Genomic DNA, 26,248 nt, shown 5'->3' with positions numbered 1-26,248 from the left:
TTGAACGAGAACACCGGCTGTAAGTCTTCGCGCTTGAGCAAGACCTGATTGCCGAGCCGCTCGGACAGCTGACGCGCGCCGTGCAGCGGGGTTTCGATGGCGACGTCGTAGGCGCGAGAGGTGAGGATCTTGCGGGCGTAATGGTTGAGCAGATCAGGCTGGCCGTGACTCATCGCGTCGTTTCCTTGCGTGTCGTCGTGTTGCCCGAGGCGTTGCCAGAACATGCGGCACTCGAATTAATGGCTGAAACGAAGGCGATGGCGCGATGGGTAGCGATCATGTCTGACTCCTGACTGAGCATTGGGTAGCTCTGGAGGCAGAAAAAAACCCGCCTCCAGGGCGGGTTTTTTTGCAAACGTCGGCTAACCCGCCATGACTGGAATGACGGTAATAATAATTTGGCCGAGGTTTTGCTTGATTGGGTTCATGCATCGGAGAGTAGGTCGGCGGCAACATTGAAGTCAAGCCCCGAATGTTGAAACCACAGGACGCCGCAGGTCTGAAGTTCGTGTCAGCTTTTTCGTTTATTGATGGGTATCAACATTTTTGTTTCACATTGGCACTTTAATGTTGATCCCACGGTCAGTTATTCCAGCTTTACTGACCGTAGCGAAAAGTGAACCACTCAATCACTCAAAAGGATAAAAAAATGGATGAATATCAAGAAGAACTGCTCGAATACCGCGCCTCCGAACTGGACCCGGTAGAACCTGCCGACGACGCTACTGAACTGTGAAGCGCGTCAGGCACTTCGGCGCTGGCTGCGGCGGAACTCCCCAGGAGTCTGGCCGTTCCAGCGTTTGAAGGCACGTTGAAAGGCTTCAGCCGAGGCAAACCCCAGCAGATACGCAATCTCCCCGAACGCCAGTTCGGTGTCGCGAATATAGGTCATCGCCAGATCTCGCCGTGTGTCGTTCAGAATGGCGCGAAAGCGAGTGCCTTCTTCGGCCAGCTTGCGGCGCAGCGTCCAGGTCGGCAGTTTCAGCCGAGCCGCCACTTCTTCCAGATCCGGTTCTCTACCGCCACTCAATAACGGCCCCAGCAAACGCGTGATGCGTTCTCGCAGGCTGCGAGTGCGGGTCAATTGCTCCAGCTCCTTTTCACACAGTTGCACCAAATGCCGCCAGGTACTCGGGCAATGGTCAGGATTTTTCAGGGCCAGACTGTCCAGATCAAGACGAAGCTGATTGGTGGTTGCGCCAAACACGATCGGGTTGTCGCTCAGGTGTGTGTATTGCGCGGCGTAGTCAGGCGCTTCGAACTCGATCTCGACCCGCTGTGCGCGCACGTTCGCTCCGGCCAAAGATGACAGTTGCGCCACCCAGCCTCCCAGAATCGAATCCACCACAAAGCGGTTATAGGTGTTGTAGGGACTGATGGAGTAGAAGCGTATCCACGCCCCGGCAGCGTCTTCGTGAAAGCTCGACTGACCCCGATAGTTCGAACCGTACAAGGCTTCGAACCGGATCATGGTACGGGCCGCTTCGCGCACGTCCGGCGCTTGAGCTGCCGTGACGCCCGCAAGGCCGGCCTGAGCGAACCGACTGAGCTGGCCCATGCGCAACCCCAGGCCCGCTTGACCGGTGACTTGAATGGCGGCATGCCCCAAGCGCATATAACGCGGGATCGACAGCCGGGCACCTGCCTGATCCAGACGCGCTGCATCAAGCCCGTACTGATCGAGCAACTGGTCAGGATCGTGCCCGAAACTGCGGACCGCGTCGGTCAGGCTCTGAACGAAGCCCACCGACAAATCGCCCAGACGCAACGTCAGTGCAGCCATGCTCAGAGCCAGACGTTGATCAGGCGCGCACCGCCTGTCGTGGTTTTTTCCGGGGGCTGCTCTGCGATGGTCTGGCCGTTGTGGCTGATGAAACTCTGCCCCGACACTCCGTGGTTCCAGAATTGCCCGCGCATGAAGACGCTGATCCCGGCCCGGGCTGTGCTTTGCGGTTCACGGCTGATAAGAGTCAGGCGATGCCAGACGTCACTTTCGCTCAGGCTGCCCGGCTGAAGATCAAGTGTGGGGGTGTCGTGGGTGCGAGTGCCGCTCCACGGGTCCGACCAGCGGGTCCGGCCGCTGATGAACGCTGGGACCACGATCAGCTCTGCACCGTGTTGATTCATTCGGGCGTAACTGTCGGGATACCAGCTGTCGGTACCGATGAGGATGCCCAGTCGGCCGGCAGGCGTCGTGATGACATTGACGGCCGTATCGCCTGCCGGTGTGACATAGCGCTTGTGGTAGCGGCTGGCGAACAGCTGGCGTTGCGGCGGCCCCAGAGGCTTGCCGTCGGCGCCGAAGGTCACACTGCTGTTGAAAAGGGCGCCGCTGCCGATCTGCAACTCGCCGTCCACTACGTGAGGGTCGGGCAGCACGATGGAACCTGCAACCAGTGTTACCTGAAACTCCTTGGCCAGCCCGCCGAACAGCATCTGGTAATCCCGCGCCATCGACCGCGCCTTCATCCGCAACCGGGCGTCATCCAGGCGTTTTTCACCCTCGGCGCCAAGTGTCGCGGTGACGAATTTCAACGGGTTGCTCCAGGCCAGCCAGTCCATTGATTCGTCTAGGGTGGCCGCCTGATAAAACTGGTTTTTTTCGCCGCTGGCGTACAGCCAGGTGCCAATGTGTTCCGGGAGCACCACGACGGTTCGGGCATTGATCAGCCCGTGTTCGCGAGCCTGTTGCAGGTAGGCTGCCAGCTTGCGATGCAGGTGTTCGAGGTTCTGATAGTCGGTGGGAAACAGTTCAGGCTCGATGCCCAGCAGGTTTCCCCGGTCGCCGGGCTGTCCTTCATTGAGGGCCAGACGAATGCGCAGATCCGACAGGTAATGCCCCATCGGGCGCTGCTCGGTCCAGAGCGCGTAACTGACAAGGCTGACCAGGCTCACCATAACGAGGCACGTGGCAAAGAATTTACGCATAAGAAGGGCGCGCGGCTGCCGTCGAGAAATTGTCGACTAGGGTAGGGCGACACCCGACGCTTGCCAAGGGGCGCTGCGCATTTGGATCAATAACTTGTCACTTTCGGTCATTGAGTGTGATCGGGTGGCTCTTTACTGTTGCGCCATACAGGGTCCGCAGGACCTGAATGAAGAGGGCACGCAGAGGCCCTCGTCTATCCGTGATTGAAACGATGGAGCTTCGCCATGACTGCTGCTCATTACCCGCATCTTCTGGCCCCGCTGGATCTGGGCTTCACCACGCTGCGCAATCGCAGCCTGATGGGCTCGATGCACACCGGCCTTGAGGAAAAGCCCGGTGGCTTCGAGCGGATGGCGGCGTATTTTGCCGAGCGAGCGCAGGGTGGCGTGGGCCTGATGGTCACCGGGGGAATTGCGCCGAACGAAGAGGGCGGCGTTTACGATGGGGCGGCGAAGCTGACCAGCAGCGAGGAGGCCGAAAAGCACCGCATCGTGACCCAGGCTGTGCACGAGGCGGGAGGCAAAATTTGCCTGCAGATTCTCCACGCAGGCCGCTATGCCTACAGCCGCAAGCAGGTCGCGCCGAGCGCGATTCAGGCGCCGATCAACCCGTTCACGCCGCGTGAGCTGGACGAGGAGGGCATCGAAAAGCAGATCAGCGATTTCGTCACCTGCTCCACCCTGGCCCAAAGCGCAGGCTACGACGGCGTCGAGATCATGGGGTCGGAAGGCTACTTCATCAATCAGTTCCTGGCCGCCCATACCAATCATCGTACTGACCGTTGGGGCGGCAGCTACGAAAACCGTATGCGTCTGGCGGTCGAGATCGTCACCCGCGTGCGCCAGGCCGTGGGGCCGAACTTCATCATCATCTTTCGGCTGTCGATGCTGGATCTGGTCGAAGGCGGCAGTACCTGGCAGGAAATCGTGCAACTGGCCAAAGCGGTCGAGCAGGCGGGGGCGACCCTTATCAACACCGGTATCGGCTGGCACGAGGCGCGTATTCCTACCATTGCCACTAAAGTGCCGCGTGCCGCGTTCAGCAAAGTCACCGCCAAACTGCGCGGCTCAGTGGCTATTCCGTTGATCACCACCAACCGGATCAATACCCCCGAAGTGGCCGAGCGGATTCTCAGTGAGGGCGATGCCGATATGGTGTCGATGGCCCGCCCGTTCCTGGCAGACCCCGAGTTCGTCAACAAGGCGGCGGCGGGTCATGCCGAGCGGATCAATACCTGCATCGGTTGCAATCAGGCCTGCCTGGACCATACCTTCGGCGGCAAACTCACCAGCTGTCTGGTCAACCCGCGCGCCTGTCACGAAACCGAGCTTAATTACCTGCCCACTCGATACATCAAAAAGATCGCCGTGGTGGGCGCAGGCCCTGCAGGTCTGGCGGCAGCCACCGTAGCCGCTGAACGCGGACACACCGTGACGCTGTTCGATTCGGCCAGTGAAATCGGCGGCCAGTTCAACATCGCCAAGCGCGTGCCAGGCAAGGAGGAGTTCTCCGAAACCCTGCGCTATTTCACCCATAAGGTGCAGGACACCGGCGTGCAGCTGCGCCTGAATAGCCGCGTCAGCGCGCAGGACCTTTTAAACGAAGGGTTTGACGAGGTGATCCTGGCCACCGGCATTGCGCCACGCACCCCCGCCATTCCGGGTATCGACCATCCCAAGGTGCTTAGTTATCTGGATGTGATTTTGCAGCGCAAGCCTGTGGGGCGCAGCGTGGCGGTGATCGGTGCGGGCGGTATCGGTTTTGATGTGTCGGAGTTTCTGGTGCATCAGGGCGTTGCCACCAGCCTGGACCGCGAGGCGTTCTGGAAAGAGTGGGGCATCGACACCGCGCTCGAAGCCCGTGGGGGCGTGGCCGGGATCAAACCCGAAGTCCATGCGCCAGCGCGTCAGGTGTTTCTGTTACAGCGCAAGAGCACCAAGGTGGGCGATGGCTTGGGCAAGACCACCGGCTGGATTCATCGCACGGGCTTGAAGAACAAGCAGGTGCAGATGCTCAACAGCGTTCAATACCTGAAAATCGACGACGCAGGCCTGCACATCCGCATCGGCGAGGACGGTGAAGAAAAACTGTTGCCGGTGGACAACATCGTCATCTGCGCTGGCCAGGATCCGTTGCGCGAACTGTATGACGACCTGGTTGCCGCCAAACAGAACGTGCATCTGATCGGCGGCGCGGACGTGGCCGCTGAACTCGACGCCAAACGCGCCATTGATCAAGGCTCGCGACTGGCCGCCGGGCTGTGACATCGCGCGCAGACGGGTAAACTGCGGATCGTTTTATCACCGGCCCTCTCGATGATCCACGACGCCCTCGGCTGGCAGCCCGCTGCCCCCCTTCAACCCCTCGACTTTGCCTGGCTGCAACGGGCCGGGGTCGAGGTGGCGATCTTGCGTCTGGACCTTATCGATCCGCTGATCAGCGGCAATAAATGGTTCAAGCTCATTGGGCATCTGGCTCAGGCGGTTGGCGTCGGGGCGGCGGGGGCGATCAGCCTCGGTGGCGCGCATTCCAATCATCTTCATGCCCTGGCCGCAGCGGGCAAGCGCTTCGGCTTCCCGACCGTCGGCCTGTTGCGCGGCCATCCGCAGGACACCCCGACCGTGCTCGATTTGCAGGCCTTCGGCATGCAGCTGCACTGGCTTGGCTATGCCGGGTATCGGGAGCGGCATGCCGCAGACTTCTGGCTACCCTGGCAGGCGCGCTATCCCGATCTGTACCCCATTCCTGAAGGCGGTGGGGGGTTGCCCGGCACCGAAGGCTGCGCCCGGCTGTTGACGCTGGTTCGCAGCCAGCTCGGGCCAGCGGGTTGGGACGATTACCACGGCTGGTGGCTGGCGGCCGGAACCGGCACGACGCTGGCGGGGCTGGTCATCGCCGAGCAGGGCACCCATCCGGTCTATGGTGCGATGGCGGTGCCGGATGATCATGGCGTGGTGCAGAACGTGACTGCACTGGTCGGTGAAGGTCAGTCACCCTGGCAATTGCTGAATGCCAGTCGCGGCGGATTTGCCAGGACCGATCCCTCGTTGCTCGCGTTCATGTCTGGCAGTGAACTCGACAGCTGCGTCCCCTTCGAGCCGCTGTATACGGGCAAAGCCTTGCTGGCGCTGCACGACGAAGTGCGGGCTGGCCGTTTCAGTCCCGGCACCCGGCTGATATTCGTTCATACCGGCGGGTTGCAGGGACGGCGTGCGATGGGGATGCCGTTGGCATAGCGCCTTGGACTACTCGGCAAATACCGATCTTTCATCGAGTAGACACCGTTCTTCTGGAAAACACGGACCCCGTGGGAGCGAGCACGCGAACGAGTCCGTAAATCCAATCGAGCGGCGGCGCCTGAAATGTGGCTTTCGCCAGCAGGTTCACGCCCACAAAAAAACGGTTTTTAATAATGCGCTGTTCGATAAGAGGCGGCTCCGTGTTTGCCGCAAGGCAGCGCGGTTTCAGATGGGCTCGATGCCCGCGCCAGAGCCTTTGGCATGAATTCTGTACTGAACACGCAGAGGCGTCGGCCCTGACTATGCGGATGACTGTTCTGGACTGAGGTGTCCGGGTCGCTGTCTCGATAATCGATCCATTCCAGATCAATACGCCGAGGTCAGCATGACAACCGCCACAGAACACGTCGATCCCGCCACGTTGAGAAAGGTCATCGTCGCCGCTGCCATCGGCAACTTTGTCGAATGGTTCGACTTTGCCGTTTATGGCTTTCTCGCCACCACCATCGCCTTGCAGTTCTTCCCGAGTGCGGACACCAGTGCCGCGCTGTTGAAAACCTTTGCCGTGTTCGCGGTGGCGTTCGCGTTCAGGCCGTTGGGCGGGATCTTTTTCGGCATGCTTGGCGACCGGATCGGCCGCAAGCGTACGCTGGCCATGACCATTCTACTGATGGCTGCGGCGACCACACTGATCGGTGTGTTGCCCACCTACGCCGCCATTGGCGTGACGGCGCCCATTCTTCTGACCATCATTCGTTGCGCCCAAGGCTTTTCGGCTGGCGGCGAGTACGCGGGTGCCTGTGCCTATTTGATGGAGCATGCGCCTCGTGACCAGCGTGCCTGGTACGGCAGCTTCGTGCCTGTCTCGACCTTTTCCGCTTTCGCAGCAGCGGCCGTGGTGGCGTACACGCTCGAAGCCTCACTGTCTGCCGAAGCGATGGGCAGTTGGGGCTGGCGTTTGCCGTTTCTGATTGCCGCGCCGCTGGGGTTGGTGGGGTTGTATCTGCGCTGGAAACTGGACGAAACCCCTGCGTTTCAGGTAGTGAAGCAGGAGCAGACGGTCGCTCATTCACCCCTTACGGAAACACTGCGTCACCATGCGGGCGCTATCTGTTGCCTGGGCGCGTTCGTCTCGCTGACGGCATTGTCGTTTTATATGTTCACGACGTATTTCGCGACGTATTTGCAGGTGGCAGGAGGGCTAAGTCGCGCCTCTGCGTTATTGGTGTCACTGATTGCGCTGGCATTCGCAGCCGCCATATGCCCGTTGGCAGGGGCTTATTCGGATCGGGTAGGGCGGCGCGCCACGATGGCGACGGCGTGCATCCTGCTCATGCTGGTGGTGTTTCCCTCCTTTCTGATGGCCAGTTCTGGCTCGTTCGCCGCTTCCGTCGTCGGCGTGATGCTGCTGGCTGTGGGCGCGGTGTTGTGCGGTGTGGTCACAGCGGCGTTGCTGTCCGAAACGTTCCCGACCCGCACCCGGTACACGGCTTCGGCCATTACCTACAACATGGCCTACACGTTGTTTGGCGGAACCGCACCGTTGATGGCGACCTGGCTGATCACCACCACTGGCAGCAACCTGTCACCGGCGTTCTACCTGATCGCTGTTGCGGTGATGGCGATGGTGGGAGGTCTGGCCTTGCCCGAGACGTCCAGGGTTTCGTTGCATGATGTGGCTGTTGCGGGCAAAGAGGCGGCGGTGACTTCAGTGCAGACGCACGCATAACGCCTCATCTGCCGATCGCTCACGACCGCCGTGTTCTTACCGCTGGCTGAACAGGTTTACAAAAACGCAACAAAACGTGGCACTCCTGCCCTGAAAAATGGCACATTGGCGCGCCCTGGTACGCGTGACACATCTTGTAATCATCCGTCCGGGGACACCCGAAAATCTTTTATGGATGAATTTCATGGCGACCAGTGCTCAGCCAGGTGCGGCGACGGCCACGACAACCCCACATTCCAGTCCGTTGGTAATGCGCATCATCGGTGCCGTTGCCCTTGCGCACCTGATCAATGACCTGATCCAGGCGATCCTGCCGTCGATCTACCCGATGCTCAAGGCCAGCTACGACCTGAGTTTCACCCAGATCGGCCTGATCACCCTGACGTTTCAGATCACGGCGTCATTGCTGCAACCTTGGGTCGGGTATTACACGGACCGCCATCCCAATCCGTTGGTACTGCCGGTGGGCTCGATCTGCACGCTGATCGGCATCATGATGATGTCGATGGCAGGCAGCTTTCCTCTGATTCTGCTCGCCGCTGCGCTGATCGGCATCGGCTCGTCCACCTTTCATCCGGAAGCGTCGCGCATCGCACGACTGGCATCGGGGGGGCGTTTCGGGCTGGCGCAATCGACGTTTCAGGTCGGTGGCAACACCGGTTCGGCGTTCGGCCCTTTGCTGGCGGCCGCGATCATCATTCCGTTTGGGCAGGGCAATGTGGCCTGGATCGGTCTGTTTGCGCTGTTCTCCTTGGGGCTGCTTTATGCGATCAGCCGCTGGTATCGCGCGCACCTGACGCTGTTCAAGCTCAAGGCCGGGCAGGCGGCGACCCACGGTCTGTCGAGAAAACGGGTCATCGCCTCACTGGCCGTGCTGGCGTTTCTGGTGTTCTCCAAGTTTTTCTACATGACCAGCCTGACCAGCTATTTCACGTTCTACCTGATCGAGAAGTTCGACCTTTCGGTGGCCAGCTCGCAGTTGCACCTGTTCCTGTTTCTGGGGGCGGTGGCGGCGGGGACGTTCTTTGGCGGCCCGATCGGCGACAAAATAGGCCGTAAAGCGGTTATCTGGTTTTCCATCCTCGGCGCGGCACCTTTCACGCTGGCGCTGCCTTATGCGGATCTGTTCTGGACCAGTGTGCTGAGCGTGATCATCGGCTTCGTGCTGGCCTCGGCGTTCTCCGCCATTGTGGTCTACGCCCAGGAACTGGTGCCGGGCAACGTTGGCATGATCGCCGGTCTTTTTTTCGGCCTGATGTTTGGCTTCGGCGGCATCGGTGCCGCTTTGCTCGGCAGCCTGGCTGACAGCCACGGCATCCTGTTCGTGTACAACCTGTGTTCCTATCTGCCGCTGCTTGGCATTCTCGCGATTTTCCTGCCCCGGACTAAATGATGCTTATAGCAACGCTGATTTTCCTGTTCACTATCACGCTCGTCATCTGGCAGCCCAAGGGGCTCAGTGTCGGATGGAGCGCGGTGCTCGGAGCGGTACTGGCGTTGCTGACCGGTGTGGTCCATCTCAGTGATATCGCGGTGGTGTGGGGCATCATCTGGAACGCCACTGCCACCTTCATTTCTCTGATCATCATCACCTTGCTGCTGGATGAGGCAGGCTTCTTTTCCTGGGCAGCGCTGCATGTGGCGCGTTGGGGCAACGGCAAGGGGCGGCGTCTGTTTGCACTGTTCGTGCTGTTCGGCGCGCTGGTGTCGGCGCTGTTCGCCAACGATGGCGCGGTACTGATCCTGACGCCCATCGTGATCGCTATGATGCTGGCGCTGCGCTTTTCCCCGGCCTCAACCCTGGCTTTCGTCATGGCTGCCGGGTTCATTTCCGACACCGCGAGCCTGCCGTTGGTGGTGTCGAACCTGGTGAACATCGTGTCGGCCGACTATTTCAAGATCGGCTTCAACCGCTATGCGGCGGTGATGGTGCCCGTCAATCTGGTCAGCGTTGCCGCGACGCTGGCGGTGTTGATGCTGTATTTCCGTCGTGACATTCCCCGCGATTTCGATCCCGATCAACTGGAGAAGCCGGAAACCTCGATCAAGGACCGTGCGACCTTCATGGCTGGCTGGTGGGTGCTGTTGATTCTGCTGGTGGGCTGCTTTGCGCTTGAACCGCTGGGGATTCCAATCAGTGCGATTTCGGCGACTTGCGCGGTGCTGTTGCTGGGCATTGCCGCCAAGGGACATACCATTTCCACGCTCAAGGTGATGAAGGAAGCACCGTGGCACATCGTGGTGTTCTCGCTGGGTATGTACCTGGTGGTCTACGGATTGCGCAATGCCGGGCTGACCGGCTACCTGGCCAGCCTGCTGGACTGGTTCGCCGGTTACGGCATCTGGGGCGCGGCAATGGGCACGGGTGTGATGACCGCATTTCTGTCGTCGATCATGAACAATATGCCGACCGTGCTGATCGGTCTGTTGTCCATCGAGGCAAGCCACGCGACCGGTGCCATTCAGGAGGCGATGATTTATGCCAACGTGATCGGCAGCGACCTGGGGCCGAAAATCACGCCCATCGGCAGTCTGGCGACCCTGCTCTGGCTGCACGTTTTGCAACGCAAGGGCATCAATATCGGCTGGGGTTATTACTTCAAGGTCGGCATTGTGCTGACCCTGCCGGTGTTGTTGATCACACTGGCGGCGCTGGCAGTGCGACTGGGTTGAACGGTTGACTGGTGTCGGCCAGGTTCGGCCACAGGTCTGATACCAGAAACAATCGCTCCGCTTCTTCCCATTCACCGTCGGCATTTTCGGTCAGGCGCACCAGCAGTTGCGCAGGTGCCAGCGGGTCGAGCTGCATCAGCCAGTCTTGCAACTGATCATGGCTCCAGGCTTGGCGATAGTGTGCCGGGGCCAGCCAGGCGTGGCGGGGCAGTGGTTGCCAGCGACCCGATTCGCTTTGGACCATGAATCGCGTCCAGTCGCGCTGATACAGCCAGCGGCCTTTCAGGTGCTGGTGATGCGCGCCGGCGGGCGGATCGGCAGGTCCCGGCCACGGGTAAAGCAGATAGCCGCCCAGCCACAGCTCGGCGCTGAACGCCTCGACGCCCAGTGCCGCCAACGTCGGACGACTCTCAGAACGTGAAGAAATCGGCAATTGGTGTTGGCTCAGGTGCGCAAGTTTGCGGTCCAGCCGGTCATGAGAGCCTGGGCCCAGCCATTGCGCCGGGTCGCTGCCGTCGCCGTCCTGCGGGCCAAGGTACAGCTTGATCGCCAGTTCCACGTGATGCACGCCGTCTCGGTCGCGCAGCAGCATGTCCAGCTCTCCCAGCGTCTTTCCGCCCAGCCGGATCGGCAGGTTGGCTGCAATGATCTCCACGCCCGGCGCGTGCTGCACGGCAAACTGCCAGAGCCTTTCGTAATAACGTCCCAGCCGGCGGGTGGAGGCCTGTGCGATCCATTGCTCCAGTGCGCGGCTGTCCTGATCCAGCCGACGCAGGAAGTCGGCCAGTTTTTGAGGGGCCTGGACCCAGTCGCTCCCGGTCAGTGGATGGCGTTGCGGCCAAGGCGCTGCGTGCAGCATGGGCGGCGCAAGAATGACCCACGCAAGGTCGCGCACCTCAGGGTGTCGCAGCTGACGGGGAAGGTCGATCAGGCCCGGGAATAAAGTCATTTACCGAGAATAGCCTGAGTTGGGTCTGGCCGGTGCAGCGTTTTTCAGGCCCATGCCCAGGCTTGGGCTTGGGCTTGGGCTTGGGGCGACGGCCGTTGCTTCGCCACCGTGACAGGCTTATCTTGTTGATGGCCTTTTAATACGATCTGTATTCCGGGCGATTCGTTGCAGCAGTCTTGAAAGACCCGTTTGCCACCACCGATGCAGTGCGGCGTGCGGAACGATCAGTGCGGATGTCAGGTTTCAAGGCCTGGGGTTGTTTATGAACGTTGAGATACAGGCCCGAATAAAACGTCTGCTTTCGCCTGCAGTTGCCCTTGCACAATGCCTGGCCATCCTGTGCTGGTTCGTTGTGCTGGCCGTAACGCCCGACGTTCATTACGGCGCACTGGAAGTCATGCTGACTCTTGGGCTGCTATCGACCTGCGCGTTGCAGTATCACGCACGTCATTTCAGGGTATGGCGTCTGGCAGGCATTCTGTTCGTGATCGTGGTCGCCTGCTGTTTTGCCAGAGCCAGCCAGCTGAACAGCGCAATGGGCATCAATTGGGCCTTGCCCATTGCGGTGATGATTATTCTCGGGTCGACGCTGTTGATGGTTTACACCCGGGATTATGTGTTGGTCACGATGCTGTCCTGGCTGATTCTTTCTCCGGCCCAGGGCGTTCAGGCCGACGCTGTCGCGTATGTCTTCATCGCTCTGTTGTTCATCGCATCCACCAGCCTCGGCATTCTGCTCAATCACACCTACACCCGTACGCTGCGCAACGTGCTGACGCTGGAAAGTCAGTTTCGCCAGCTGTCCCTGACCGATCACCTTACGGAAATACTCAATCGCCGGGCGTTGATGGAATCGCTGGAGCGGCATTTGATCGCCCGCAGCGCCGGGTACTTTCTGATGCTGGACATCGATGACTTCAAGCACATCAATGATCAGTCCGGTCACGACGCCGGTGATGAGGTCCTGCGGGTGATGGCTTCATGCCTGAAGCGTACACCGGGCAGTATTGACTACGGTCGCCTGGGAGGCGAAGAGTTCGGCGTGATTCTGCCGGTCTGCAGTGCAGACGAGGCTCGGGATTACGTGATCAGTTTGCTGAACACCATCCGGCACACTGAAACCTGTTACCCGTTTTCCTGCAGTGCAGGAATGGCCGATATCGATGCCACGCTGAGCAGTTTTCAAGTGCTCAAGACCGCCGACCTTAACCTGTATCAAGCCAAGAACGCCGGGAAGAACAGGGCGTTCTGGAGAGGCGTGTCACTGGCGGGATCGTCGTCGCACGACCTGCCCGGCGAGGCTGAACCCATGCCTTGCGAGGTGCCTGCAACCGGCGCAGGTGTCTGACCGGCGCGTGGCGCGCGCATGTCCGTTTGCCGCTGCGCGGTCCTTTCGCCCATAATCCCTGCTTTGAAGCCGTATCGAACCCGCAGCAGGAGTCCCATGGAGCAATTTCGCAATATCGGCATCATCGGTCGCCTGGGCAGTGTTCAGGTGCTGGATACCGTGCGCCGCCTGAAGAAATTCCTGTTGGAGCGGCACCTTCACGTCATTCTCGAAGAGACGATTGCCGAAGTGTTGCCGGGCCACGGCCTGCAGACATCATCGCGCAAGATGCTTGGTGAGGTGTGCGACATGGTGATCGTGGTCGGCGGTGACGGCAGTTTGCTGGGCGCGGCGCGGGCTCTGGCCAGGCACAACGTGCCGGTGCTGGGCATCAACCGTGGCAGCCTGGGTTTCCTGACCGACATCCGTCCCGACGAGCTGGAGGTCAAGTGCGCCGAGGTGCTCGACGGGCATTATCTGGTCGAGAACCGTTTTCTGCTGCAAGCCGAGGTGCGTCGTCATGGCGAGGCGATCGGGCAGGGCGATGCGCTCAACGATGTGGTGCTGCACCCCGGCAAATCGACGCGCATGATCGAATTTGAGATCTACATCGACGGCCAGTTCGTGTGCAGTCAAAAGGCCGACGGTCTGATCGTCGCCACACCGACCGGCTCCACCGCCTATGCGCTGTCTGCGGGCGGACCGATCATGCACCCCAAGCTCGACGCCATTGTCATCGTGCCGATGTACCCGCACACGCTGTCCGGCCGGCCAATCGTGGTCGATGGCAACAGTGAGCTGAAGATCGTGGTCGCCAAGGACATGACCATCTACCCGCAGGTGTCCTGCGACGGGCAGAACCATTTCACCTGCGCGCCCGGTGACACCATCACGGTCAGCAAGAAGCCGCAGAAGCTGCGCCTGATTCATCCTCTGGACCACAATTATTACGAAGTCTGCCGCACCAAGCTCGGCTGGGGCAGCCGGCTCGGTGCTGGAGGCGACTGATGATCGATCCGGCGCGTGGCTACGATCTGATCGGTGACGTGCATGGGTGTGCCCATACCCTGGAGCATCTGCTGGAGCTTCTCGGTTACCGCCTGCAGGCTGGCGTCTGGCGCCATCCTGAGCGCATCGCGATCTTTCTCGGTGACATCATTGACCGTGGCCCTCGCATCCGCGAGGCGTTGCATATCGTTCACGACATGGTTCAGGCCGGTCAGGCGTACTGCATCATGGGCAACCATGAGTTCAACGCGCTGGGCTGGGAAACACCTGCACTGCCTGAAAGCGGCCACCGGTTCGTGCGTGAACACACGCCGCGCCACGCCAAACTGATCGGCGAGACGCTTTCGCAGTTTGAGCGACACCCCGATGAGTGGACCGCCTTCGTCGAGTGGTTCTACGAGCTGCCGCTGTACCTGGACGCGGAGCGTTTCCGCGTGGTGCATGCCTGCTGGGACGCGACCCTGATCGATCCTTTGCGCGGCCTGCACGGCAACGGCTGTATCGACAAGGACTTCGTCCAGGCCTCGGCTGTGCCTGGCAGTTTCGCCAGCAATGTGTTCAACCGTCTGCTGCGCGGCACTGACATGCGCCTGCCGCATGGCTTGACCCTGACCGGTGGTGACGGTCTGACCCGTGCCTTTTTCCGGACCAAATTCTGGGAAGACGATCCGCAGACCTATGGCGACATCGTGTTTCAGCCCGATGCGTTGCCCGAGGGCGTGGCCAAGACGCCATTGTCGACATCGGAAAAGAACGCATTGCTGCGTTACGCAAGCGACGAGCCGATGCTGTTTGTCGGCCATTACTGGCGCAGCGGCATCCCCGCACCGATCCGGCCAAACCTGGCCTGCCTGGATTACAGCGCCGTGCTTTACGGCAAATTGGTCGCCTATCGGCTGGATCAGGAAACACAGATCGATCCGGACAAATTTGTCTGGGTCGATGTACAGCGTCCCGAGGTTTCACGATGAGTCCTGTTGCAGCCCTGCGTTTGCCATTGACCGCTGATCTGAGTGGCTTTGTCAGCCTGTTGCATCGGTTACAGATCCCTCACCGGGTCAGCGAAGAGGTGGGTGAGCAAGTGCTCTGGGTGCCGGACTCGGGCGAGCTGGCACAGGACGTGCGCGAACTGTACGAGCGCTTCCCCCACGGCGATGAAGCGTTTCAATCGGCAGGCAGTACGCAGGAACCCGTGACCGGCGGCCCTGGCCTCATGTATCAGTTGCGACGTTGCCCGGTGACGGCGCTGGTATTGCTGCTGACGCTGTTGGTGGCAGGCCTGACGCTGTTGGGGGATAACCTGGAAGCCATTCGCTGGCTGACGTTCCTGGACTTCCGGGTTCAGGGCGATTACGCGACTTTCCTGCCGCTCGAAAACACGCTTGCCAGTGGTCAGTGGTGGCGGATCGTGTCGCCGATGCTGATCCACTTCGGGGTCCTGCACCTGGCCATGAACGGCATGTGGTACTGGGAGCTGGGTCGGCGCATCGAGATTCGTCAGGGCAGTTGGCAGTTGCTGGGGCTGACACTGCTGTTTTCGGCGTTTTCCAACTATGTTCAATACCTGTCATCGGGCCCCAGTCTGTTTGGTGGCTTGTCGGGTGTGTTGTACGGGTTGCTGGGCCATTGCTGGATTTTTCAATGGCTGGCGCCGAACCCCATTTACCGTCTGCCACGCGGCGTGCTGGTGTTGATGCTGGTGTGGCTGGGCCTGTGCCTGTCCGGCCTCGTGAGCATGCTGGGCTTCGGCGAAATCGCCAACGGAGCCCATGTTGGCGGCCTGATCATCGGTTGTGTCACCGGCCTGCTGGGTGGTGCGCTCGCGCGCCGCAAAGCCTAAAATTGCCCGCTATTTTCTGGAGTGCGCCATGTCGTCTTTTGTAGAAATGATTGAAAACATCACCCCGGACATCTACGAGAGCCTGAAACTGGCTGTAGAAATCGGCAAATGGTCCGACGGTCGCAAACTGACCCAAGAGCAGCGTGAGCTGTCGCTGCAGGCGTTGATCGCCTGGGAAGCGCAGAACCTGCCTGAAGACCAGCGCACCGGTTACATGGGGCCACAGGAGTGCTCGTCCAAGTCGGCGCCTGTGCCCAATATTCTGTTCAAATCGGATGCCATCCATTGATTGAGATTGGTCGCGGAGCCGTTAACAAAATGTCAGTGCGCCAGGACGAGTCGTCGCTGGTGCAATACGCTTTTCGCCTGGGCGACACTGAGATCGCCGTCAACCCGCTGATCGGCAAGACGGTGCGCCTAGAGTTTCTGGGCGCGATTCATTGCAGCCACTGCGGTCGCAAGACCAAGTCCAGCTACAGCCAGGGTTATTGCTACCCGTGCATGCTTAAGCTGGCGCAGTGTGATGTCTGCATCATGAGCCCGGAAAAATGCCATCACGATCAAGGCACCTGCCGTGACCCGTCGTGGGGCGAGCAGTTTTGCATGACGGATCACATCGTTTACCTGGCCAACTCGTCGGGCGTGAAAGTGGGCATTACCCGCTCCACGCAATTGCCCACCCGCTGGCTGGATCAGGGCGCGAGCCAGGCGCTGCCGATACTGCGGGTCGCGACGCGTCAGCAGTCCGGCTTCGTAGAAGACCTGCTGCGCAGTCAGGTCGCCGACCGCACCAACTGGCGCGCCTTGCTCAAGGGCGATGCTCAGCCGGTAGACCTCAAGGCCATTCGCCAGGAGCTGTTCGACACCTGCGGCGCGGGCCTACTGGGATTGCAAGAACGATTCGGTCTGCACGCCATCCAATTACTTCATGACGCCGAACCCGTCGAGTTTCGCTACCCGGTCGAGGCTTATCCGACCAAGATCGTGAGCTTCAACCTGGACAAGAACCCGATTGCCGAGGGCACGCTGCTGGGGATCAAGGGCCAATACCTGATTTTCGATACCGGCGTGATCAATATTCGCAAATACACGGCCTACCAGCTGGCCGTGCATCAGTAAAAGGATTCCAGCATGCGCACCGAACAACCGACCATGATCTACCTGAAGGATTATCAGGCGCCCGAGTACCTTATCGATGAGACGAACCTGACGTTCGAGCTGTTCGATGACCACTCGCTGGTTCACGCGCAACTGGTCATGCGCCGCAACCCTGTGCGCGGCGCCGGTCTGCCTCCGCTGGTGCTGGACGGTCAGCATCTGGAACTGCTATCGGTGAACCTGGACGATGTCGAACTGACAGCGGCCGATTACCAATTGACGGAAGACCACCTGACCCTGCATCCCAAGGCAGAACGTTTCACGGTCGACAGCACGGTGCGCATTCACCCGGAAACCAACACCGCACTGGAAGGCCTGTACAAGTCCAGCGGCATGTTTTGCACCCAGTGCGAGGCTGAAGGCTTCCGCAAGATCACCTATTACCTTGATCGCCCTGACGTGATGAGCAAATTCACCACCACCGTCAGCGCCGAAAAACACAGCTTCCCGATTCTGCTTTCCAACGGCAACCCGGTGGCCAGCGGCGAGGAAGACGATGGCCGTCACTGGGCGACCTGGGAAGACCCGTTCATGAAGCCCGCCTACCTGTTCGCCCTGGTGGCAGGTGATTTGTGGTGCGTCGAAGACACCTTCACCACCCTGAGCGATCGGGTAGTGACCCTGCGCATCTATGTCGAGCCGGAAAACATCGACAAGTGCCAGCACGCCATGAACAGCCTCAAAAAATCCATGCGCTGGGACGAAGAAACCTACGGTCGCGAATACGACCTGGATATCTTCATGATCGTTGCGGTCAACGATTTCAACATGGGCGCAATGGAGAACAAGGGCCTCAACATCTTCAACTCCAGCGCCGTGCTCGCCCGTGCCGAAACCGCCACCGATGCTGCACACCAGCGCGTCGAGGCCATCGTGGCGCATGAATATTTCCACAACTGGTCGGGCAACCGCGTGACGTGCCGTGACTGGTTCCAGCTGTCACTCAAGGAAGGCTTCACGGTCTACCGCGACGCCGGTTTCTCCGCCGACATGAACTCGGCCACGGTCAAGCGCATGCAGGACGTCGCTTTTCTGCGCACTCACCAGTTCGCCGAAGACGCAGGCCCGATGGCGCATGCGGTACGCCCGGACAGCTTCATCGAGATCTCCAACTTCTACACCCTGACCGTGTACGAGAAGGGCTCTGAAGTGGTCGGCATGCTGCACACCCTGTTGGGCGCTGACGGCTTCCGTAAAGGCAGCGATCTGTATTTTGAGCGTCATGACGGCCAGGCTGTTACTTGCGACGACTTCATCAAGGCAATGGAAGACGCCAATGGTGTCGACTTGACCCAATTCAAGCGCTGGTACAGTCAGGCGGGCACGCCACGTCTGGCCGTCAGCGAGTCCTATGACAGCGCTGCGGGCACCTACAGCCTGACCTTCCGCCAAACCTGCCCGAGCACACCGGGTCAGCCGGGCGATCAGAAGCAGCCGTTCGTGATTCCGGTCGAGCTGGGCCTGCTGGACAGCCAGGGCAACGACATCGCACTGCGCCTGACGGGCGAAACTGCAGCCACCGGCACCACCCGCGTGCTGTCGGTGACCGAGGCGGAGCAGACCTTTACCTTCGTTGATGTGGCCGAAAAGCCGCTGCCTTCGTTGCTGCGTGGCTTCTCCGCGCCGGTCAAACTCAGCTTCCCTTATGACCGCGACCAATTGATGTTCCTGATGCAGCACGACAGCGACGGCTTCAACCGCTGGGATGCCGGTCAGCAACTCTCGGTGCAGGTGCTGCAGGAAATGATCGCTCAGCATCAGCAGGGTCAGGCACTGGTCATGGATCAGCGTCTGGTGACGGCGCTGGGCACTGTGCTGGCAGACGAGCAACTGGATCAGGCGATGGTGGCGGAAATGCTCTCGCTGCCGGGTGAGGCGTACCTGACTGAAATCAGCGACGTGGCCGACGTCGAGGCGATTCATGCGGCGCGCGAGTTTGCCCGTCAGCAATTAGCGGACAGCCTGTTCGACGGCCTGTGGGCGCGTTATCAGGCCAACCGTGAAATCTCCAAGGTTACGCCTTATGTCCCTGAGGCCGAGCACTTCGCCCGTCGCGCCTTGCAGAACATCGCGCTGTCGTACCTGATGCTCAGCGGCAAGTCAGAGGTACTCGCTGCGACCATCGACCAGTTCGACACCAGCGACAACATGACCGAGCGCCTCACCGCGCTGGCCGTGCTGGTCAACTCACCGTTCGAAGACGAGCGCGCCAAGGCGCTGGCTGTGTTTGCGGAGAACTTCAAAGACAACGCGCTGGTCATGGATCAGTGGTTCAGCGTACAGGCCGGCAGCACCCAGCCGGGCGGCCTGCAGCGGGTCAAGGCGTTGATGCAGCACCCTGCGTTCAACATCAAGAACCCGAACAAGGTTCGCGCCCTGATCGGAGCGTTCGCCGGACAGAACCTGATCAACTTCCATGCAGCGGATGGCTCGGGCTACCGCTTCCTGGCCGATCTGGTGATCGAGCTGAATGGCTTTAACCCACAGATCGCGTCCCGCCAACTGGCACCGCTGACCCGCTGGCGCAAATACGACAGCGCCCGTCAGGCGCTGCTGAAGGCCGAGCTGGAGCGCATTCTTGCTTCGGGCAATCTGTCGCCGGATGTGTATGAAGTGGTCAGCAAGAGCCTGGCCGAGTAAAGGTCAAAAGGCTGAGGGGTGTGATGTCGCACCCTGAACAAGAGGGCTGTTCGCTAACGTGGATGGCCCTTTTTATTGGCGCTGGATCCACTGGCTCATTCAATGGAACGGCTCTGGTGGGAGTGAGCTTGCTCACGAAAGGGCCGTGATGTTGAGTAGACATTTAATTAGTAGGCGCGCGCTTGCTTGCGACGGCGTCATTCCGGTCAATGATGTGCTGTCAGAAAGATTGAGTCGTGGGCAAGCTCAGCCTCATAACCACGCTGAAGGCTCCCTCTGAGCGTGTCGACCAGAGGCTGACGATCTATTCCAGCCTCACTTAGCGACATGTCCTACGAAAATACTCACATGTGATGTATATCCAGCCAAGAAAACTTCTGATACGTTGCTCACCAGTTTCGCGGCCATACACAAGGGGAAGCGCCAATGCCTCGTAAAACCCAAGGCGATAACGCAACCGTCCCGGCTAAGGCATCGAAGAGCTCTACCGACTACATGCGTGAAATGCGTCTGCGACTCAAGGACGCCGGGCTGGTCAAGCGGGAGTTCTGGATCCGGCCCGAGAACGTCGATGCCCTGAGGGGAATCGAGAAAGCGTTAAGACAGCCCTTTTTGGGTGACAGGATCAAACTGGAGGATTTCATGACCGAGAACACCAACTGGACGATCAGCTCTCTGCAAAAGGCCTTGGCCGAACTGGACCTGGTGACCGAGGGCAAGATCGAGATGGGCGTGATCGACGGCGATGGCGCCGGCATCAAATTGACGATGGCCGATTTCGGTGATCTGCCTATCTACATCGCGGTCGAAGGCGATCAGATTCTGGCCGACGCGACGCTGGTGGAAGTGAACAAGATCAAGGATGTCGCCATCTTCAACGGTGAAGTACTGCGCAGTCGTGACCTGTTTCCCCTGTCGTCGGTGGGTATCGAAAAGCTGGCTGACGGTCAGGAAGTCTACTGCCTGTTTGGCGCATTGAGCGCCGCGTCTTCGCTCACAGTGATTGTTCAGGAAATTCTGACCCTCGCGGACAACGTGATCCGTGCGGCCGAAGCCTTCGAAGATCACTTCATTTACTGAACATCCCTGTCAGGAGCAATGCATTCATGACAACAAGCATCTGGAAAAAACTGGTGACTGCCGTTCGCGGTGGCGCCTCCGAAGTGGGCGAGTCGATTGCCGACGCCAATGCCATCCGCATTCTGGATCAGGAAATCCGCGACGCGGACAATGCGCTGGTCAAGGCTCGCGATGGCCTGATCACCATCAAAGCCAAGCAAAAGCTCTCGGCACAGCGTCTTGAAGAACACGCCACCAGTATCGCCAACTGGGAAGGCCGCGCGATGCAGGCCCTGAACAAGGGTGAAGAAGCGCTGGCCGTGGAATGTGCCACGAAAATTGCCGAGATCGAAGCCCTGCGAGATCAGGAAAAGGAACTGGCCGACCAGTTCAGCAAGCAGGTCAGCCTGTTGCAGGACCAGGTGCTGAAAGCCGAGTCGCGTATCAAAAGCCTCAAGCAGCAGGTCGAAATGGCCAAGGCCCGCGAAACCGTCCAGAAGGCTCGGGTGGCCACGGCGACCGCTACCGGCGGTGCCAGCGGCGCGGTCGAGACGGCTGTCGGCTCGCTGGCCCGCCTCAAGCAACGTCAGGATGAGCAGGACGCCAAACTTGAAGCCGCTGAAGAGCTGGCCAACCAGTCCAGCGGCAGCGATCTGGAACGCCGTCTTCAGGAAGCAGGCATTGGTGCCAAGAGCGGCGGTGCAGATGATGTGCTGGCGCGCCTGAAAGCCAAAAGCCAGACGCCTGCACAGTAAGCGTTCCGACCAGACCGGAGAGGGGGCTGGATGAGCTTTTCGGCACGATTGAAAGTCATCCTCGCGCTGTCGCTGTTGCTGGTCGGGGTGCAGTTGGTGAACGCGATCTCGGCGGGCAACCTTGTCACCTATGGGATCATTCCACGTACGGTTTCAGGCTTGCAGGGCATTGTGTTTGCGCCCTTCATTCATGGTTCGTTCCGGCATCTGCTGGGCAACCTGTTGCCTTTCATGGTGTTGAGCTGGCTGGTGGCGACAGAAGGGGTGAAGCGCTATGCCTGGGTAGCCGGGCTGGTCTGTCTCTTGGGCGGCTTGCTGGTCTGGTTGTTTGGACGCGTGAGCATTCACGTCGGTGCAAGTGGCTTGATATTCGGCCTCTGGACCTATCTACTGGCGCGTGCGTGGTATCAGCGCAGTTTGATCAGCCTGTTGCTGGCCGTGATTGCACTGGTGGGCTACAGCGGATTGATCTATGGATTCTTCCCCGTACCCGGTGTTTCGTTTGAGTCGCATCTGGCCGGTGCGCTCGCAGGCGTCTGTGTGGCGTGGCTGATGCATTCGAAAGCGTTACTGGCTGAGACGACCTGACGGTTTTTAAAGTGCGTGCTGTGGATTGCGGGTCGTAATGGCGACCTGTCCGGAATGGAACCTGACTCATGGATTTGCACGCATGACCCTGTTGCTGTTACTGCGGCGTCACACTTCGGTGTTCTTCGAACGGTTCGGTTGGGCGGGCATCGGCGTCCTGTTGATGACGCATTACAGTGTTTCCTGGCTGCTGCTGACGCTGGCGGGCGAGGAACACCTCGTTCAAGGCGCCGACTTCACGTATTTCTACCTCACCACTGCGACCACGGTCGGGTACGGCGACCTGTCGCCGAAATCCGGCTGGGGCAAGATCATTACCACCACCTGGATCATGCTGGGCGGTATCGCGTTGCTGACAACGGTCATTGGCAAGGCGTCGACGTCGGTCGGTGACATCTGGAGAAGAAACATGAAAGGACAGGGCGACTGCTCGGCACTCACCGGCCATACCGTGCTCATCGGCTGGGACGGCGAGTCCAGTGAACGCATCGTCGAGCTGCTTGGCCAGGATGCGTCCACCAGCCGCACAGGCCTTGTGATCTGTGACTCGATCATCATCGACAACCCGATGCCGGGTCGGGCCTCGTTCATCAAGGGCGTCTCGCTGGATTCGCCCTTGGTGCTGTTGCGCGCCGGCGTCATCGGCGCGCAGCGGATTCTGGTGCATACGCAGTCCGACAGCCTGACCCTGGCCATCGTGCTGACCCTCAAGAGCTTGGGGCCGACCGGCCATGTGGTGGCGCACTTCAACAATTCCGAGCGGGCGGCGCTGGCCAGAACCTATGCCCCCGAACTGGAATGCACCTCCAACATGGCCATCGAAATGCTGGTCCGTGCCGCTCAGGACCCAGGCTCCAGTTCGGTGATTACCGAACTGTTGTGCATCGGCGAGGGTGCCACGCAATTTCGCCATGTGCTGCCGCACGATTACACTTCGTCCTGTGGCGATCTTTACATGCGTCTGCGACAGGATTTCAATGCAACGCTGATTGGTTATCGCACCTCGTCTGCAGCACAGTTCCAGATCAATCCCGCCAATGATGTAGCGGTCCGGGGCGGGGAAATTTTCTACATTGCCTCCAGTCGATTACAAGGAAATGCGCTATGAGTTGGTTCAAACGTGCCCTGGGCCTGGAAGCACCCAACACCTCGGTGGGGAACGTCGGCACGCCGGTTTCTTCCAGCCCGTTGGGCCTGTCATCCGGGCGCATGCTGTGCCTGGACGCCTCATTGAAGATGTTGCTCGATGGCCATTCCTATGTGGTCGTTCCGGGCGACGAAAAAATCTGTGCGGTCGGCCGCATCGATCTGGGCCAGTCGCTGGTGCTGCAACGTTTCTATCTCGACGACGAAGACTATTTTCTGCAGGTGGTCACTGACGGCCCGACCCCTGAGGATATTCAGGACATCATCCTGTTCGGCTATTACAGTGCATCGCCCATCACCAGCAAGGATGAGCTGCTGCGCCTGACCGGGCCTGCGTCGAAAATCGGCCTGCCGACCTACGAACACGAAGGCGAAGTGTTCGAAAGGCAGTGGGGCACCGAAGCCGGGCAGACCGAGCTGACGCCGCTGGACGAAGACATCGTCAGTCCTGACGGGGCCTACCGCGTCAAACACTTGAGCATGCTCTACGCCCGTGAAACCGGTCTGATCAATCGTCGTGAGTTTCTGCTGTTTTCGGTCGAGGAAGACGAGGCGGGTGACATAACCCTCACCACGGCCGTTGGCGTGACGCTGCAATCCACTGACATCAACGTTCTATGACAAGGAAATCCTCATGATCGACGCGCTTCGTATGTCGCTCAACGCCACCGCGGTGTTTGGTTTTGTGCTGTACATTCTGGTGGCGGCCATTCTGTTCGCCCTGTTCCAGTTCATCTACAGCCGCATCACGCCGCACAAGGAGTTCGCGCTGATCCGCGAGAACAACAGCGCTGCGGCACTGGCGTTGGGCGGTTCGCTGATCGGGTTTGCCCTTCCAGCCAGCAACATCATCACCTACAGCATCAGCATTCTGGACGTCATTGTCTGGGTGGTGATTGCCGCTGTGGTGCAGCTGGCGGCATTCGGCGTGACCAGTCTGGTGCTCAAGGGCCTGTCGACCCGCATTGCCAAAGGCGAAATGGCAGCTGCGATTTACTCTGCCAGCGTTGCGATCAGCGTCGGTCTTCTCAACGCAGCCTGTATGACCCCTTCGGTCTGACAGCGGCGACGGTCAAGGAGACTCACGATGAGACGCAGTTCAGTAAAACTGGTGCTCGCCAGTACGCTGCCATTGGCCCTTGCAGGCTGTGGTTCAAGTGACGAGCCGAACTTCAAGGCCCAGGCCAACTTCAAATCCGTTCAGGAATGCGCTGACGCCAAGGTCCCGGTGGATGTGTGTTCGGATGCCTACATGCAGGCGCTGTCCGATCACCGTCGCATCGCGCCGACCTATGACGATAAGGCTTCCTGCGACGCCGACTTCGTCCCGGATTACTGCCAGGTCACCTCGGATGGCAAGTACATGCCAAAACTGGGCGGCTTCGAGCTGGGGTTCGAGGGCAACGTGCCCAAGGATGCCCTGGACCGAGCCAATCAGGCCGTGGCCCAGTCTGCGCCTGCCGGCATGAGCGGTACGAGCGGCCTGCTGACCGGTCTGCTGATTGGCAACCTGATGAGTAACGGGTTTGGCGGCAATCGTTACTACTCGCAGCCGATTTACCAGACACGCGATGACCGCAATGGGGGCGGAGGCGGCGGGTATTACGGTTCCACGCTGTCCAGTCAGATGGACCGTGGCAAAACCTTCGGCAACTCGACGCAGGCCCGCTCCAATTCCGGCAGCTACAACAAGAGCACCTTGGGCCGCAGTCTGGGCAGTTCGGGCTCCGGGTCGTCAGTCTCCTCGACGATCTCGCGGGGCGGTTTCGGCAGCCAGGCCTCGGCACGCAGCGGCTGGGGTGGCAAGAGCAGCAGCGGCAGCAGCTTCGGAGGCTGATGAGTCGGCCATGAAAAAGATCAGCATCGAAGAACGGCCTGACTGGCGAGCCACCGTCGAGCGTGAGGGATTCAACTTCCACACCATCGACGGTGAACGCTATTGGGATGAGCGCGGATATTACCTGTTCACGGAGCAGCAGATTACCCGCGATCTCGAATCGCCGACCCAGGAACTGCATCACATGTGCCTGGATGCGGTAGAGCGGATCGTGGAGAGTGAAGAGCTGCTTGGCCAGCTTGCGATTCCCGACGCCTTCTTCGACCTGATCCGCACGTCATGGAAACAAGGTCATCCGCACCTGTACGCCCGCTTTGACTTTGCCTATGACGGCACTGGCCCGGCCAAGATGTACGAAATCAATGCCGACACACCAACCAGTCTGATGGAAGCCGGGGCAGTGCAGTTGCTCTGGCTTGAAGAACAGATGCAGCGTGGCGTGCTGCCTGCCCGTGCGAGCCAGTTCAACTCCATTGCCGAGGACCTTGTGCGAGCCTTCGCCGAGTTCCCACGGCAAGGCCCGTTCCATTTTTCCTGCATGTCAGGGTCTGTCGAGGACCGTGGCACCACCGATTTTCTGCGCCGTATGGCTGGCCATGTGGGTATTGATGCGCGGCACATCGATATCGAAGACATCGGGCTGACCGGCGACGGGATTTTTGTGGATCTGGAGGGGCGGCCGATAGAGCGTCTGTTCAAGCTGCATGCCTGGGAGCATATTTTTCACGAGTCTTTCGGCGAGCACGTCGCGGCCAGTGGCACCCGGTTCGTGGAGCCTGCCTGGAAGGCCATCCTCAGCAACAAGGGCATCCTGCCGCTGCTGTGGCAATTCAATGAAGGTCATCCCAACCTGCTGGAGTCCCATGTGGATCGTGACTCTCGGCAGGGCGTGCCCCGAGGCTGGGTGCGCAAGCCGTATTTCTCGCGTGAAGGGGCCAATATCGAGATGCGCACGCCGGGCGATCAGGTGATTGCGGTGGATGGGCCTTATACCGACGCGCCTTACATCCTGCAGGCGTACTCGCCCTTGCCACGCTTCGGCGATAGTTACACGCTGATCGGTTCGTGGGTCATCGGCGATCTGGCGTCGGGTATCGGCATTCGTGAAGACGACAGCCTGATCACCAAGGACACCAGCCGCTTCCTGCCCCATGCCGTGATCGACTGACCGCGATCAGCCGCTTCTATATCAAGCCCGTTGATACCCCATCAATCACACTCAGGGCGCTTAACAAAAGATAACGACATCTCGATTGTCAGGCATTTGCAAAACTGCCTAGGATGGCGAGGCTTCCAAAAGGTACGGCCAGAGCGCTCGCGAGCGTACGAACGGGTCGCCCCAGAACCTGAATAACAATAAGAGGGGATAAG

The 26,248-nt window shown here is 59.9% G+C and carries 23 protein-coding genes and 1 pseudogene; 20 read left to right on the top strand and 4 right to left on the bottom strand.

The window, feature by feature from the left end; all coding sequences use genetic code 11:
* The 3 genes and pseudogenes from ALP40_RS25790 to ALP40_RS08000 form a co-directional block, all read right to left on the bottom strand.
* Positions 1–173: pseudogene (locus ALP40_RS25790) on the bottom strand (threonine ammonia-lyase, biosynthetic); the annotation flags it as partial.
* Positions 174–742: 569 nt separating this feature from the next.
* Positions 743–1,783 (bottom strand): AraC family transcriptional regulator, encoded by a 1,041-nt coding sequence (locus ALP40_RS08005; protein WP_122207771.1) that lies wholly within the window; start codon positions 1,781–1,783, stop codon positions 743–745.
* Between the two features lie 2 nt (positions 1,784–1,785).
* On the bottom strand, positions 1,786–2,928 hold the full coding sequence (locus ALP40_RS08000; protein WP_122207770.1) for a carbon-nitrogen hydrolase family protein: 1,143 nt from the start codon (positions 2,926–2,928) through the stop codon (positions 1,786–1,788).
* A gap of 225 nt (positions 2,929–3,153) precedes the next feature.
* Here ALP40_RS08000 and ALP40_RS07995 point away from each other — a divergent pair, with 225 nt between their 5' ends.
* From ALP40_RS07995 to ALP40_RS07975, 5 genes are all read left to right on the top strand, one after another.
* Positions 3,154–5,193, top strand: coding sequence for an NADPH-dependent 2,4-dienoyl-CoA reductase (locus tag ALP40_RS07995; RefSeq protein WP_122207769.1), 2,040 nt, complete (start codon positions 3,154–3,156; stop codon positions 5,191–5,193).
* Positions 5,194–5,244: 51 nt separating this feature from the next.
* Complete coding sequence (locus ALP40_RS07990; protein WP_122207768.1) at positions 5,245–6,165, top strand: 1-aminocyclopropane-1-carboxylate deaminase/D-cysteine desulfhydrase; 921 nt, start codon at positions 5,245–5,247, stop codon at positions 6,163–6,165.
* A gap of 388 nt (positions 6,166–6,553) precedes the next feature.
* Positions 6,554–7,897, top strand: a complete 1,344-nt coding sequence (locus ALP40_RS07985; protein ID WP_122207767.1) for an MFS transporter — start codon at positions 6,554–6,556, stop codon at positions 7,895–7,897.
* Positions 7,898–8,081: 184 nt separating this feature from the next.
* Positions 8,082–9,290, top strand: a complete 1,209-nt coding sequence (locus tag ALP40_RS07980; RefSeq protein ID WP_122207766.1) for an MFS transporter — start codon at positions 8,082–8,084, stop codon at positions 9,288–9,290.
* Entirely contained in the window at positions 9,290–10,570 is a 1,281-nt protein-coding gene (locus tag ALP40_RS07975) for an arsenic transporter (RefSeq protein WP_122207765.1), read from the top strand. Before ALP40_RS07980 ends, ALP40_RS07975 begins: the two co-directional genes overlap by 1 nt.
* Here the strand turns inward: ALP40_RS07975 and ALP40_RS07970 are convergent.
* Positions 10,536–11,519, bottom strand: coding sequence for a DUF1853 family protein (locus ALP40_RS07970; RefSeq protein ID WP_122207764.1), 984 nt, complete (start codon positions 11,517–11,519; stop codon positions 10,536–10,538). The genes ALP40_RS07975 and ALP40_RS07970 overlap by 35 nt on opposite strands.
* 262 nt (positions 11,520–11,781) lie before the next feature.
* Between ALP40_RS07970 and ALP40_RS07965 the strand changes: the two genes are divergently transcribed.
* The 15 genes from ALP40_RS07965 (at position 11,782) to ALP40_RS07895 (ending at position 26,045) form a co-directional block, all read left to right on the top strand.
* On the top strand, positions 11,782–12,867 hold the full coding sequence (locus tag ALP40_RS07965) for a GGDEF domain-containing protein (protein ID WP_122207763.1): 1,086 nt from the start codon (positions 11,782–11,784) through the stop codon (positions 12,865–12,867).
* A gap of 96 nt (positions 12,868–12,963) precedes the next feature.
* On the top strand, positions 12,964–13,854 hold the full coding sequence (locus ALP40_RS07960; protein WP_122207762.1) for an NAD(+) kinase: 891 nt from the start codon (positions 12,964–12,966) through the stop codon (positions 13,852–13,854).
* Positions 13,854–14,825 carry a metallophosphoesterase gene (locus tag ALP40_RS07955; protein WP_122207761.1) on the top strand — a complete coding sequence of 324 codons (972 nt, stop codon included), beginning with the start codon at positions 13,854–13,856 and terminating at the stop codon, positions 14,823–14,825. The genes ALP40_RS07960 and ALP40_RS07955 overlap by 1 nt, the downstream gene beginning before the upstream one ends.
* Entirely contained in the window at positions 14,822–15,694 is an 873-nt protein-coding gene (locus tag ALP40_RS07950; RefSeq protein ID WP_122207760.1) for a rhomboid family intramembrane serine protease, read from the top strand. The genes ALP40_RS07955 and ALP40_RS07950 overlap by 4 nt, the downstream gene beginning before the upstream one ends.
* Before the next feature lie 28 nt (positions 15,695–15,722).
* Positions 15,723–15,983 (top strand): YeaC family protein, encoded by a 261-nt coding sequence (locus ALP40_RS07945; RefSeq protein WP_004884522.1) that lies wholly within the window; start codon positions 15,723–15,725, stop codon positions 15,981–15,983.
* Positions 15,980–16,813 (top strand): DUF2797 domain-containing protein, encoded by an 834-nt coding sequence (locus tag ALP40_RS07940; RefSeq protein WP_181112122.1) that lies wholly within the window; start codon positions 15,980–15,982, stop codon positions 16,811–16,813. The genes ALP40_RS07945 and ALP40_RS07940 overlap by 4 nt, the downstream gene beginning before the upstream one ends.
* 12 nt (positions 16,814–16,825) lie before the next feature.
* On the top strand, positions 16,826–19,492 hold the full coding sequence (gene pepN / locus ALP40_RS07935) for an aminopeptidase N (protein WP_122207758.1): 2,667 nt from the start codon (positions 16,826–16,828) through the stop codon (positions 19,490–19,492).
* Positions 19,493–19,918: 426 nt separating this feature from the next.
* A complete protein-coding gene (locus ALP40_RS07930; protein WP_122207757.1) occupies positions 19,919–20,572 on the top strand; it encodes a YjfI family protein in 654 nt (217 codons plus the stop codon).
* Between the two features lie 26 nt (positions 20,573–20,598).
* Entirely contained in the window at positions 20,599–21,306 is a 708-nt protein-coding gene (locus tag ALP40_RS07925) for a PspA/IM30 family protein (RefSeq protein ID WP_122207756.1), read from the top strand.
* A 30-nt stretch (positions 21,307–21,336) separates the two neighbouring features.
* Positions 21,337–21,894, top strand: a complete 558-nt coding sequence (locus tag ALP40_RS07920; RefSeq protein WP_122207755.1) for a rhomboid family intramembrane serine protease — start codon at positions 21,337–21,339, stop codon at positions 21,892–21,894.
* Positions 21,895–21,976: 82 nt separating this feature from the next.
* Positions 21,977–23,002 carry a potassium channel family protein gene (locus tag ALP40_RS07915; RefSeq protein ID WP_122207754.1) on the top strand — a complete coding sequence of 342 codons (1,026 nt, stop codon included), beginning with the start codon at positions 21,977–21,979 and terminating at the stop codon, positions 23,000–23,002.
* Complete coding sequence (locus tag ALP40_RS07910) at positions 22,999–23,661, top strand: DUF2491 family protein (protein WP_122207753.1); 663 nt, start codon at positions 22,999–23,001, stop codon at positions 23,659–23,661. Before ALP40_RS07915 ends, ALP40_RS07910 begins: the two co-directional genes overlap by 4 nt.
* A 13-nt stretch (positions 23,662–23,674) precedes the next feature.
* On the top strand, positions 23,675–24,100 hold the full coding sequence (locus ALP40_RS07905; RefSeq protein WP_122207752.1) for a DUF350 domain-containing protein: 426 nt from the start codon (positions 23,675–23,677) through the stop codon (positions 24,098–24,100).
* Between the two features lie 27 nt (positions 24,101–24,127).
* Positions 24,128–24,877, top strand: a complete 750-nt coding sequence (locus tag ALP40_RS07900; RefSeq protein WP_122207751.1) for a DUF1190 domain-containing protein — start codon at positions 24,128–24,130, stop codon at positions 24,875–24,877.
* 10 nt (positions 24,878–24,887) lie between these two features.
* On the top strand, positions 24,888–26,045 hold the full coding sequence (locus ALP40_RS07895) for a glutathionylspermidine synthase family protein (protein ID WP_122207750.1): 1,158 nt from the start codon (positions 24,888–24,890) through the stop codon (positions 26,043–26,045).
* The last annotated feature ends 203 nt before the right edge of the window (positions 26,046–26,248 follow it).

Origin of the sequence: Pseudomonas viridiflava (assembly GCF_003702045.1) — a bacterium.
Lineage (GTDB): Bacteria > Pseudomonadota > Gammaproteobacteria > Pseudomonadales > Pseudomonadaceae > Aquipseudomonas > Aquipseudomonas viridiflava_C.
This window is presented reverse-complemented; position numbering and strand designations above follow the sequence as displayed.

What these genes read in the sequence shown, in the direction of transcription:
- ALP40_RS08005 (WP_122207771.1), bottom strand. Translation starts at nt 1,783, where the DNA reads ATGGCTGCACTGACGTTGCGTCTGGGCGATTTGTCGGTGGGCTTCGTT.
- ALP40_RS08000 (WP_122207770.1), bottom strand. Translation starts at nt 2,928, where the DNA reads ATGCGTAAATTCTTTGCCACGTGCCTCGTTATGGTGAGCCTGGTCAGC.
- ALP40_RS07995 (WP_122207769.1), top strand. Translation starts at nt 3,154, where the DNA reads ATGACTGCTGCTCATTACCCGCATCTTCTGGCCCCGCTGGATCTGGGC.
- ALP40_RS07990 (WP_122207768.1), top strand. Translation starts at nt 5,245, where the DNA reads ATGATCCACGACGCCCTCGGCTGGCAGCCCGCTGCCCCCCTTCAACCC.
- ALP40_RS07985 (WP_122207767.1), top strand. Translation starts at nt 6,554, where the DNA reads ATGACAACCGCCACAGAACACGTCGATCCCGCCACGTTGAGAAAGGTC.
- ALP40_RS07980 (WP_122207766.1), top strand. Translation starts at nt 8,082, where the DNA reads ATGGCGACCAGTGCTCAGCCAGGTGCGGCGACGGCCACGACAACCCCA.
- ALP40_RS07975 (WP_122207765.1), top strand. Translation starts at nt 9,290, where the DNA reads ATGCTTATAGCAACGCTGATTTTCCTGTTCACTATCACGCTCGTCATC.
- ALP40_RS07970 (WP_122207764.1), bottom strand. Translation starts at nt 11,519, where the DNA reads ATGACTTTATTCCCGGGCCTGATCGACCTTCCCCGTCAGCTGCGACAC.
- ALP40_RS07965 (WP_122207763.1), top strand. Translation starts at nt 11,782, where the DNA reads ATGAACGTTGAGATACAGGCCCGAATAAAACGTCTGCTTTCGCCTGCA.
- ALP40_RS07960 (WP_122207762.1), top strand. Translation starts at nt 12,964, where the DNA reads ATGGAGCAATTTCGCAATATCGGCATCATCGGTCGCCTGGGCAGTGTT.
- ALP40_RS07955 (WP_122207761.1), top strand. Translation starts at nt 13,854, where the DNA reads ATGATCGATCCGGCGCGTGGCTACGATCTGATCGGTGACGTGCATGGG.
- ALP40_RS07950 (WP_122207760.1), top strand. Translation starts at nt 14,822, where the DNA reads ATGAGTCCTGTTGCAGCCCTGCGTTTGCCATTGACCGCTGATCTGAGT.
- ALP40_RS07945 (WP_004884522.1), top strand. Translation starts at nt 15,723, where the DNA reads ATGTCGTCTTTTGTAGAAATGATTGAAAACATCACCCCGGACATCTAC.
- pepN (WP_122207758.1), top strand. Translation starts at nt 16,826, where the DNA reads ATGCGCACCGAACAACCGACCATGATCTACCTGAAGGATTATCAGGCG.
- ALP40_RS07930 (WP_122207757.1), top strand. Translation starts at nt 19,919, where the DNA reads ATGCCTCGTAAAACCCAAGGCGATAACGCAACCGTCCCGGCTAAGGCA.
- ALP40_RS07925 (WP_122207756.1), top strand. Translation starts at nt 20,599, where the DNA reads ATGACAACAAGCATCTGGAAAAAACTGGTGACTGCCGTTCGCGGTGGC.
- ALP40_RS07920 (WP_122207755.1), top strand. Translation starts at nt 21,337, where the DNA reads ATGAGCTTTTCGGCACGATTGAAAGTCATCCTCGCGCTGTCGCTGTTG.
- ALP40_RS07915 (WP_122207754.1), top strand. Translation starts at nt 21,977, where the DNA reads ATGACCCTGTTGCTGTTACTGCGGCGTCACACTTCGGTGTTCTTCGAA.
- ALP40_RS07910 (WP_122207753.1), top strand. Translation starts at nt 22,999, where the DNA reads ATGAGTTGGTTCAAACGTGCCCTGGGCCTGGAAGCACCCAACACCTCG.
- ALP40_RS07905 (WP_122207752.1), top strand. Translation starts at nt 23,675, where the DNA reads ATGATCGACGCGCTTCGTATGTCGCTCAACGCCACCGCGGTGTTTGGT.
- ALP40_RS07900 (WP_122207751.1), top strand. Translation starts at nt 24,128, where the DNA reads ATGAGACGCAGTTCAGTAAAACTGGTGCTCGCCAGTACGCTGCCATTG.
- ALP40_RS07895 (WP_122207750.1), top strand. Translation starts at nt 24,888, where the DNA reads ATGAAAAAGATCAGCATCGAAGAACGGCCTGACTGGCGAGCCACCGTC.